Source organism: Bacteroides sp. (genome assembly GCF_019417265.1).
GTDB lineage: Bacteria > Bacteroidota > Bacteroidia > Bacteroidales > Bacteroidaceae > Phocaeicola.
Map to the genome: position 1 here is coordinate 1 of NZ_DXVR01000100.1, position 9,505 is coordinate 9,505.

The window sequence follows — 9,505 nt, forward strand, 5'->3', positions numbered from 1 at the left end:
CTATAGAACTAGTCGCAATGACTCATAATCCGGCTTTTCTTGAAAAAGATGTATTAAGCAAGATTCTTTGGAGTATGATACCTGAAACACGTGCTTTCTGTCCTAAAGGATTGGGTATTGCAAGATATCAGTTGCCCGGTTCAGTAGTCCTTGCTGAGGAAACTATCAGGCAGCTTGATGAATATGATGTAGTAATGTGGGAAAAACACGGTGCAGTTGCTATCGGCGAAGACCTGATTGAAGCATTCGATATGATAGATACATTGTCGAAGTCTGCCAAGATATATGAGTCTGCTTGCTCTATGGGATTTGTTCCAAAAGGAATGACAGATGAACAGATGGATGAATTAAAAAGAGTGTTTAATCTGTAAAAGCTTACAAATTAACAAAGCTTTGTAATAACACCATATTAGTTTGTTTATTAATCCTGCAATGGGGATTTGCCTCCTTTGCAGGATTTCTTTTACTTTGAAAGTCCACAAAAAAACGACGAAGCGTTTAGTCTTAAACGACGAAAAGTTTTGATTCAAACGACGAAGCGTTCTGAAATAACGGAAAATCGCTATTTTTTTCTTTTCCAGAAATTGAATCCGGCATATATTTTCAGGCTGCCGAATGAGTTTGTCATCGAGATACGGTCTTTGCGATAGTCATACGTGTGGAGTATGAATGTAGCTCCCACATAATATTTTCTGTTGTTCCATGTTATTCCGGCTCTGGTAATCAGGTCGAAGTTTATATCTTTAACCCATTCTGTCCAGTTATAATCATCAGTTGTCTGCATATCATTGATTCTGGCTTTTTTATATCCAACGGCCGGAAGGAGAGATATGTTAAGCAGGCAGTTCTTGGCGAAAACCCAGTTATATCCATATCCGAAACTAATATTGTAATCTGTATAGTTCAGCTTTCTGAAATTTGATGATGGGTTTATCTGTTCCTGTATTTCTTCCGGCAGTTTGCTCTTGTCGAATGATATCCGATGTTCGGAGTATGCAAATCCGGCCATAAACGAACCGCAGCTTTTTTTCTGGTTTGTTGACTGGCTGTATGCGGCCGGATATGAATATTTTTTGCTTTTGAATATGTAATAAGCGTTCAGACCTTTTATGCTGCTTTGAAATCCACTGAAATTTGTTCCTATGTAATCGTCCGATAGGTCAAAATTCTTGCATGAAGTGATTTTGAAATCATTTCCGCTTTTTCTATAATAAAGGTCCAGACCGAATTTTGCGCTATATAGGTTGAAAGTCATTTCAGTGCGCGATTTTTCCCGTTCTTTTTTCAGCAGACTGCTTAAGTCGAATGAATATCCTAAGAATATCCATCTCCATCCGAAGTACAGGCCTAACTTGGTATTTACTTTTGGAGCGAAACCGAGTATCTGATTACCGTCGTTGCCTGATATACCCAAGCGATAATGTTCGAACCATGTACTTTGTTCAAGCATTAAAGTGAGATTATACTTGTTCGGGAGAATGTATGCGGTATCTGTTGCGTTAAACCAGTCTACAGCCTTGAAGAATAGTTCTTTGGATGAATTGATAAATCTGTTTCCTCCTACAGGTGTTGTGCTTACGGAATCTGTAGGCAGTATGTTTGATCCTTTTTCCTCACTTTGTGCATTTGCTATGCAGTAAGTGAGGAACATTAATGTTAATACTGTCAGAACTCGCAATAACATTGCTTATAATTTGTTTAGGATTCTGTCCATGGCCCAGTTTGTAGGAGTGGCGCTTATACCGTCGCATGTGCAGATGGCTTTTCCTTGCAGATGTTCCACAACTGCCTTGATAAGCGGCAGCTGTACATGAGGAGGGTTTTGAGGCAATATTTCCTCTCTGCCTCTTTCTGTGTGCAGAGCTATAGGGTCGTATGTGAATATTGAAAAACAAATCATTCCTTTATCACCAATTATCTCAATTCTGTCTTCTTTTGCAGAGTCGTGTGCCACAAAGCACCATGAACCTGAACCCGGAAGACCGGAATCAAATTTGAAGCATGCGCTTATAGTGTCTTCGGCATTGTATAGTCCGCCCCTGTTGCTTTTATATCCCTCTGCTTCTAATATGCAGCCGAACATATCTTGCAGCAAATCAAGCTGATGAGGGGCAAGATCGTAAAAATATCCGCCGCCGGCAATTACTGGCTGTACTCGCCATGGCAGATTTTTGGTGTTGTAGTCCAAAGCTCTTGGAGGCTGTGCAAATCTTATCTGTACGTTTATCACATTGCCTATCTCTCCGGAGTTTACAAGTTCCTTTACTTTCTGGAAGTAAGGCAGATAACGTCTGTAGTAGGCAACAAAGCACGGTATGCCGGTTTCCTTTGATATTCTGTTTATTCTTGCACAATCTTCGTATGATGCGGCCATAGGCTTTTCGATATATACCGGTTTGCCGGCTTTCATTGCCATTATGGCAAAAGTGGCGTGCGATGATGGCGGAGTAGCTATATATATGGCATTTACTTCTTCGTCACCTATCAATTCTTGTGCGTCAGTGTACCATTTAGGTATATTGTGTCTTTTGGCGTACGATTTTACTTTTTCTTCGTCACGGCTCATTACGGCAACAACCTTTGAACCTTCTACCATATTGAATGCCGGGCCGCTTTTCTTTTCGGTCACTTCTCCGCATCCAATGAACCCCCAATTAACTTTATCAAATGCTATCATGATAAATCAATGTTTTTTACGGTTAAAGTATTTATCATATAAAGTCTTATATTCTTTTGTCTCAATATATCTGTCCAACCAGCTGTTTATGCTGTCTAACAGTATAGGGGCTTTTCGGCTTATTCCCCATGAATAGAACTGGTTGAAACTGATGTTTGTACTCATATCGAGGTTTTTATATTTTCCTATATATGCTTTGGCTGTCATTTCGTCGCAAACTGCATAATCAATATCACCGGCCGAAACCATTGCCAATAGTTGTTCAGAACCGTATTCGGCTATCTCTTTTACGTCAATTGAGTCGGCAATTTCGTTCATCAGGTTATTGATTCTCATTATGGCCGGCGAATTTTTTATGGCATATATGGTTTTTCCGCCCATGTCGAGGGTACTTTTTATATAATTCTCATTGTCCGTTCTTTGTATGAGTATCTGTTTCCCGATAGCCAAAGGGTGAGTAAAGAACAGGCTGTCCTTTAGTTGCGAGGTCGTGGCTGTCCCTAATGCAATCATATCAAATTGTCCTTTTGAAACCCCATCCAGCCTTTTTTCAAAACTCATTTCAGGTGTCATTTCCATTTTTATGCCTTTTTCTTTGGCAAATGCTTCCAATAGTTCATAGTCAAATCCACATACTTTTCCGTCTTCAACGTAGAAACTGACTGCATTGTATTCTGTGACGGCTTTAATGACTCCAGATTCAATTATGCCTTCATAGTCCCTTGGATAGAATGACTCTTCAGGCTTCTTCTTCGAGAATAATAATATGATGGCAGTTGAAACCACTGTTATAGCTACAATATATTTCAGGAGTCTTTTTATCATAATGCTTGTTTTTAAACTATTGGTTTAGTCAAAGAAATTCCAGGAGATACCGAACTTGAACGCTCTTGGGTTAAGAGGGTAGTGAGGAGCAAATATATAACTCCTTTCTCCTGTACCTTGAACCAGATTATACATCATAACGAATATACGTGTACGTTTCAGATGTATGTTCAAATATCCGTTTACTAAAGGATATCCTCCAAGTTTGTATCTTGTTTCCGGATTCTGCAGATAGAACTGTCCTATGGCCGGTGCATAATCCGGTGCATAATATTGAGTGAAGTATCTTACGTCGGCTCCCAATTCCACAGTAAGAACCTTCTTGGCAAGTCCGGCTCTGATATATAAGTTATGATATAGAACTAAATCAGGCAATGGCAATATAGTGCTGTTACTGCTCTTCTGATATACTATTTCATTATCCAGATGCAGGATTCCAAGTTTGAAATCCTGTCGGAGTTTTGCACTGAATACCTGAATATTACCTGCATTCTGTCTTACGGCAACATCGTTCTTATAGGTCTTTGCTCCTGCGTCATTACTTGAGGTATATCCCACAGAAGTGTTGTCCAGATAAGTGTAATTAGTGATGTTTTCCACTCCGGCTTGCAATTGTGTACGCCAGCGGTCAATGCTGAGTTTTCCTTCCAGCTTTGTACGTGTAATCATTGAAAGGTCATTGTCCCACCAATAATGTTTTGAATGGAAATGACGATAGTAGAATGTAGGCTTTATATTCTTTATATATGCATTGGCATCGAGTCTTACTGTGTCGTTAAACAGACGGAAGTTGAGGTCACCCTTACCTTCTATATTGAACTGTCCGATATCCTCACCCAAGACTGCTACCTCTCCAAGTACATCATAGTGTATGGTCTTTCCCTGTGATTTTATAAGCTGTCCTCCCACAGACAATGTGTTTTCCTTGTAATCGCGCATAAACTGCCCCGGAGTTCCGTTTATACTGTCTGTCATGGAAAATCTTCTGTGTTCGAAACTTACGAATGCCGTAAGTCCGGCCTTTGCCCATTTATTGAAACCCTCCCTGAGTGAGATTCCTACAGTGTTTTTAACGGACATATATTTGGTCATGTCCGTAGAGTCATTGCCAAGATAGTTGTTCTGGAAATATTCCCTGTTCTGCTTGTCATTCTGCGATATGTATCTTCGGGTGTTCATATCCACCTTCACTGTGTGGATAAAGCTTGTAACCGGAACGAATACCTCTTTTACAATTGTATCGTTCTCACTGCTTTCATCCTTGTAGAATCCCAAATTATATCTGTGGCTCAGGAAAGCGTGATATCCTGTATTCTTGTTCCATATGTCTTGCAGATTGGTCTGTATTTCGTATGACTTGTAAACTCTTTTCCCATCTGCCATTTCCAGTGGATGAGTTATATATCTGTCATCGGCTATACCACCGTTCTCTGTCACTTTATAATTGTTGTTTATGAAATTGAAATGCATTTCATACTTGTCGCCATGATAGTAGGTGAACAGGTTGCCGTTGAATTGTGCGGTAGACTGATTCAGGTATTGTCCTCGTCCGTAGATATAGTCAATGTCAAAGCCGAAACCTAATCTCTTATTCACGTTTACTGCAAAATAAGCCTTAAATTGATCCTCTGCACGTCTGCCGGAACCTAATTTGTAGTAAGTAAGATTTGTGAACGGAGATTTTGTGTTTGTATATTTCACGGTTTCCGGCGTATCGTATGAAAAGGAATAAGGATCTGTGAAAAACTCCTGTGTGGTTTCTTTTCTTTCAAAAAACACGTGCGAGATGCGTGGCGAACCTAAGTTACCCAAGTGGGTAAAATGTCCTGTTGGTCCTCCGTTGTCATTAGAGTTCTGAAAGCCAAACTGCAGTGTGTCTACAGGTACTTGAATCCTGTTTCCAAAACGTTCGTCTATAGTCCACGAACTTAAACCTATGGGTACTGTACTTGCGTCAACAACAGCTGTTGTATCTATAGGATTGCCATTTCGGTCAAAACGGTCACTGCTCATTCCGGAAGCGGATGTACCGTATTGGCTTTGCATCATATTTTGTGCGAAAGAGTTAACGCACGCTATTATCAATATGGTTATAATCAGTATCTTTCTCATAATGGGGCAAAGATAGTGCAAAACGAGAGAAGTACAAAGCGAAAACATAGTTTTCGGCTCTTAAATCCGAGGTACAGCCTATCTTATATTAAGATACAATATAAAAAACCACAAGTTTTGCATTTGCAAAACTTGTGGTATAAAAGTAATAAAGAATGTATCAGTCCGGCCTGAATGTGGTCTTCGGTAGATCAAGCTTGATAGTTAGCGAGTTTATGAAATAATACCGTTTGACATTTTAGCTTTATTTACTAAGTCAACTTGTTGACTGATAATTCTTTATTACTTTAAAACTTAAATAATAAATATTTATTATGCTTCTTTTATTATCTCCATTCCGATACGGATAGCTTCTTCGTTCATCGGGATGAGGTGATGATGGCGTTCCGGCAATGTCTTGCGCAAAGCCTTTACTACGCTTTCTATCGAAATGATAGGCATTAGTTTCAGCAGTCCACCGAGAACAATCATGTTGAATGTTTTTGCCATGTTTCTCTCATTAGCCTCATCCATTGCATCTATGCGATATACCTTGATATCTTTTCTTGTAGGTGGATTGATAATTCCGTATCCATCGTATATCAGTATTCCGCCCGGTTTAACTTTGTTTTCGAATTTGGCCAATGATGGCTGGTTCAGGATTATCGCACAATCGTATTTGCTCAGTATAGGAGAAGAGATTCTTTCGTCGCTCACTATTACTGTTACATTTGCTGTACCACCTCTCTGTTCAGGTCCGTATGCCGGCATCCAGGTCACTTCCTTGTTTTCCATCAGTCCGGAGTAGGCAAGTATCTTACCCATTGACAATACTCCTTGTCCTCCGAATCCGGCTATAATTATTTCATGTTTCATGTTCTTCGAATAATTAATGTGATTGAACTTTTATAAAGTAGTGTCCTTCAAATCGCCCAACTGATAGAATGGGAACATGTTTTCTTCCATCCATTTGTTGGCCTTTTCAGGCGACATTTTCCAACCGGAATTACATGTGGAAACTATTTCCACAAGATTTGAACCTTTGCCCTGCATAGAGTTTTCGAAGGCCTTTCTTATAGCTTTCTTTGCCTTGCGGATGGCTGCCACTGTGTGTACAGACTGTCTTGTCACGTAGCAGGTACCTTCAAGAGTAGCTGCTATTTCTGTCATCTTGAGTGGGTATCCGTGTATTTCAGGGATTCGTCCGTAAGGGCATGTAGCAGTCTTCATTCCTAAAAGAGTGGTAGGAGCCATCTGTCCTCCTGTCATACCATAGATGGCATTGTTTATAAAGATGATAGTGATATTCTCACCTCTGTTAAGTGCATGAATTGTTTCAGCAGTACCTATACATGCCAAGTCGCCGTCACCTTGGTATGTGAATACTAACCTGTCCGGCCATAGTCTTTTGATAGCTGTAGCCAGTGCAGGAGCACGTCCGTGTGCTGCTTCCTGACAGTCGATGTCAAGGTAATTGTACATAAATACGGCGCAACCTACAGGGCTTACACCTACAGCCTTCTCGCTCATTCCCATTTCGTCTATCACTTCAGCAATGAGCTTATGTACTACTCCGTGGCTGCAACCCGGGCAGTAGTGCATTGGATTATCATTGAGCAGTCGCGGTTTCTGGTACACCAGATTTTCCGGCTTCATTATTTCTTCTTTAGTCATATTCTTGTCCTCCGGTTAATGTCATAGTAAGAAACGGAACACGAATTCCATCATTTTCAGGAACAGTGAGGCACCACACACATAGAAGAATATGGTCTTGTCTTCACCGATAGTGAAATATAATATCACTGATGCCAGTGCTCCTATCATGAACAAAATGTTCAGTATGGTTCTTATTCTGTCGATATTCATTATAGTTTCTTACCAAGGTTATTTAATGAGTTTTTCTTTAAGGGCATCTACAACTTCGTCCGGATCAGGAACAATGCCTCCCAGTCTTCCGAAGTGGTGTACCGGTATGTTGCATTCTACAGCCAATTTCACATCTTCAATCATCTGTCCGCTGTTCAACTCTACCACCAAAATACCTTTAACTTGTTTTGCGCGTTTTGCTATTTCCGGAGCAGGGAATGGCCATAATGTAATAGGGCGGAACAGTCCTACCTTTATGCCTTCTTCGCGTGCATGTTCCATTGCCTTCTGTGCTATACGTGCGCAAGAACCGAATGCTACTATCATATATTCTGCATCTTCACATTCTATCTCTTCACAACGTCTTTCGTTTGCTTCTATCTCTGCATACTTGTTCTGTAGATGTATGTTTCTTTGTTCCATTACAGCAGGGTCAAGTTCCAAAGAAGTAATTACATTTGGTTTGCGTCCCTTGCATCCGGTAGAAGCCCATGGACATTGTTCGATGATTTCTTTATCAGTACGTCTTGGCTTAAGTTCAGGCAATACGACTTTTTCCATCATCTGTCCTATGACTCCGTCAGCCAGAATCATGGCAGGATTGCGATATTTAAAAGCAAGATCAAATCCAAGTTTGACGAAATCAGCCATTTCCTGAACTGATGCCGGAGCCAATGCTATTACGCGATAGTCGCCGTGTCCGCCACCTTTGGTAGTCTGGAAATAATCGGCCTGACTTGGCTGGATTGTTCCCAATCCCGGACCTCCACGCATTACGTTTACGATAAGACATGGTAATTCGGCGCCTGCTATATAGGAGATACCTTCCTGCTTCAGGCTGACTCCCGGGCTTGACGATGATGTCATTACCATTTTTCCTGTTCCTGCTCCACCATATACCATATTGATTGCAGCAACTTCACTCTCTGCCTGCAGTACAACCATTCCGGTTGTTTCCCATGGCTTTTGTTCAGCCAGTGTTTCGAGCACTTCCGACTGCGGAGTGATAGGATAACCGAAGTATCCGTCCACACCAATGCGTATTGCGGCATGGGCTATGGCTTCGTTACCTTTCATTAGAACTACTTCTTCTGCCATATTTTTCTTTATTTAAATTTCTGTTTTAACATTTTGGGAAGTTAAGAAGTTATAGAAGTTATTACTTCTCTACCTTTTTTCCCTTCTCTACCTTCTTTATAATTATGTTATTCGCATTTAGCTCTATACACAGTCAGACAACCGTCCGGACATACGATAGCGCATGAAGAACAACCGTTGCAGGTATCTTCTACTACCTGCTGTACATAATTATATCCTTTTTGATTTACTTTTGGAGTTAGAGCCAATACTTTAAGAGGGCAAGCCACTACGCATAAATTGCATCCTTTGCATCGCTCGGTGTTTACTACCACCACTCCTTTCATTTTAGCCATATATACTTATTTAGTTTATTGATTAAACATATCTTTATTATAGAAGTTCAGAATATCCATAACTATAGCCCTTGCCTCTTTGGCCGGACTGTCAGGATTTAGACTTATCGCTTCCTGATAATTGTTGAGAGCACCTTGCCAGTCACCAAGCTTTCTGCAGGCATTCCCTAACAGATAATAAGCCTTATCTGTTTCTCCTGTGTTTTCTTTAATAATAATATTCAGAGCTTCTTTGGCTTCGGCAATGTTGCCGTCATTAATCATTGATTTTATGTTTTCCAATACTTCGTTCATCAAAATACAAAATGTTTAAGACGTATGCAAAGATACATTTTATTTAATATCAAAGTTTATTTTTTTAGAATAAATCGTCATCATTTGTCCTTTTTTAGTGTGTTTTGTCGTTATTTTATGTATTTCTTTTGTAAGTATTTTAATTTGTTATACCTTTGCGAGGTTGAAACAAAAAGAATGAAAAACAGAAATATAACTAACTTTAAGTGCTCAAAATGAACAAAATTATTTCAAAAGAACATTTTTCAGAGAAGGTTTTTAAATTGGTTATAGAAGCTCCTCTGATAGCAAAGTCTCGCAAGGCCGGTCATTTTGTTAT

General features: G+C 40.0%; 11 protein-coding genes. 1 reads left to right on the top strand and 10 read right to left on the bottom strand.

The annotated features are described in order from the left end of the window. Positions 1-371: class II aldolase/adducin family protein (locus tag QZ379_RS10770; protein ID WP_291564365.1), on the top strand; the 371-nt coding region annotated here is incomplete at its 5' end. 191 nt (positions 372-562) lie between these two features. On the opposite strand, the gene QZ379_RS10775 is transcribed toward QZ379_RS10770, so the two are convergent. The 10 genes from QZ379_RS10775 to QZ379_RS10820 all read right to left on the bottom strand — a co-directional run bounded on the left by QZ379_RS10775 (position 563) and on the right by QZ379_RS10820 (position 9,186). Beyond that, positions 563-1,684 carry a DUF4421 domain-containing protein gene (locus QZ379_RS10775; RefSeq protein WP_291564368.1) on the bottom strand — a complete coding sequence of 374 codons (1,122 nt, stop codon included), beginning with the start codon at positions 1,682-1,684 and terminating at the stop codon, positions 563-565. A 3-nt stretch (positions 1,685-1,687) separates the two neighbouring features. Then, positions 1,688-2,677: a Gfo/Idh/MocA family oxidoreductase gene (locus QZ379_RS10780; RefSeq protein ID WP_291564371.1), complete on the bottom strand. Its 990-nt coding sequence runs from the start codon at positions 2,675-2,677 to the stop codon at positions 1,688-1,690. 6 nt (positions 2,678-2,683) lie between these two features. Beyond that, positions 2,684-3,499 carry a transporter substrate-binding domain-containing protein gene (locus QZ379_RS10785; protein ID WP_291564393.1) on the bottom strand — a complete coding sequence of 272 codons (816 nt, stop codon included), beginning with the start codon at positions 3,497-3,499 and terminating at the stop codon, positions 2,684-2,686. Between the two features lie 27 nt (positions 3,500-3,526). Further along, positions 3,527-5,614, bottom strand: a complete 2,088-nt coding sequence (locus tag QZ379_RS10790; RefSeq protein WP_291564374.1) for a putative porin — start codon at positions 5,612-5,614, stop codon at positions 3,527-3,529. Between the two features lie 312 nt (positions 5,615-5,926). Further along, on the bottom strand, positions 5,927-6,469 hold the full coding sequence (locus tag QZ379_RS10795) for a 2-oxoacid:acceptor oxidoreductase family protein (protein ID WP_291564376.1): 543 nt from the start codon (positions 6,467-6,469) through the stop codon (positions 5,927-5,929). A 30-nt stretch (positions 6,470-6,499) separates the two neighbouring features. Then, positions 6,500-7,267: a thiamine pyrophosphate-dependent enzyme gene (locus QZ379_RS10800; protein WP_291564379.1), complete on the bottom strand. Its 768-nt coding sequence runs from the start codon at positions 7,265-7,267 to the stop codon at positions 6,500-6,502. A 21-nt stretch (positions 7,268-7,288) separates the two neighbouring features. Beyond that, positions 7,289-7,459: a hypothetical protein gene (locus tag QZ379_RS10805; protein ID WP_291564382.1), complete on the bottom strand. Its 171-nt coding sequence runs from the start codon at positions 7,457-7,459 to the stop codon at positions 7,289-7,291. 18 nt (positions 7,460-7,477) lie between these two features. Next, the gene (locus QZ379_RS10810; RefSeq protein ID WP_291564385.1) at positions 7,478-8,557 is read right to left on the bottom strand and encodes a 3-methyl-2-oxobutanoate dehydrogenase subunit VorB; all 1,080 of its coding nucleotides are present in this window, start codon (positions 8,555-8,557) and stop codon (positions 7,478-7,480) included. A gap of 107 nt (positions 8,558-8,664) precedes the next feature. Further along, positions 8,665-8,892, bottom strand: coding sequence for a 4Fe-4S binding protein (locus QZ379_RS10815; protein ID WP_154044972.1), 228 nt, complete (start codon positions 8,890-8,892; stop codon positions 8,665-8,667). Between the two features lie 15 nt (positions 8,893-8,907). Further along, complete coding sequence (locus tag QZ379_RS10820; RefSeq protein ID WP_291564390.1) at positions 8,908-9,186, bottom strand: tol-pal system YbgF family protein; 279 nt, start codon at positions 9,184-9,186, stop codon at positions 8,908-8,910. Between the last annotated feature and the right edge of the window lie 319 nt (positions 9,187-9,505).

Bases quoted from the DNA above. Each gene is read 5' to 3' on its own strand.
- QZ379_RS10780 (WP_291564371.1), bottom strand. From the start codon at position 2,677: ATGATAGCATTTGATAAAGTTAATTGGGGGTTCATTGGATGCGGAGAA.
- QZ379_RS10800 (WP_291564379.1), bottom strand. From the start codon at position 7,267: ATGACTAAAGAAGAAATAATGAAGCCGGAAAATCTGGTGTACCAGAAA.
- QZ379_RS10795 (WP_291564376.1), bottom strand. From the start codon at position 6,469: ATGAAACATGAAATAATTATAGCCGGATTCGGAGGACAAGGAGTATTG.
- QZ379_RS10790 (WP_291564374.1), bottom strand. From the start codon at position 5,614: ATGAGAAAGATACTGATTATAACCATATTGATAATAGCGTGCGTTAAC.
- QZ379_RS10805 (WP_291564382.1), bottom strand. From the start codon at position 7,459: ATGAATATCGACAGAATAAGAACCATACTGAACATTTTGTTCATGATA.
- QZ379_RS10820 (WP_291564390.1), bottom strand. From the start codon at position 9,186: ATGAACGAAGTATTGGAAAACATAAAATCAATGATTAATGACGGCAAC.
- QZ379_RS10810 (WP_291564385.1), bottom strand. From the start codon at position 8,557: ATGGCAGAAGAAGTAGTTCTAATGAAAGGTAACGAAGCCATAGCCCAT.
- QZ379_RS10815 (WP_154044972.1), bottom strand. From the start codon at position 8,892: ATGGCTAAAATGAAAGGAGTGGTGGTAGTAAACACCGAGCGATGCAAA.
- QZ379_RS10775 (WP_291564368.1), bottom strand. From the start codon at position 1,684: ATGTTATTGCGAGTTCTGACAGTATTAACATTAATGTTCCTCACTTAC.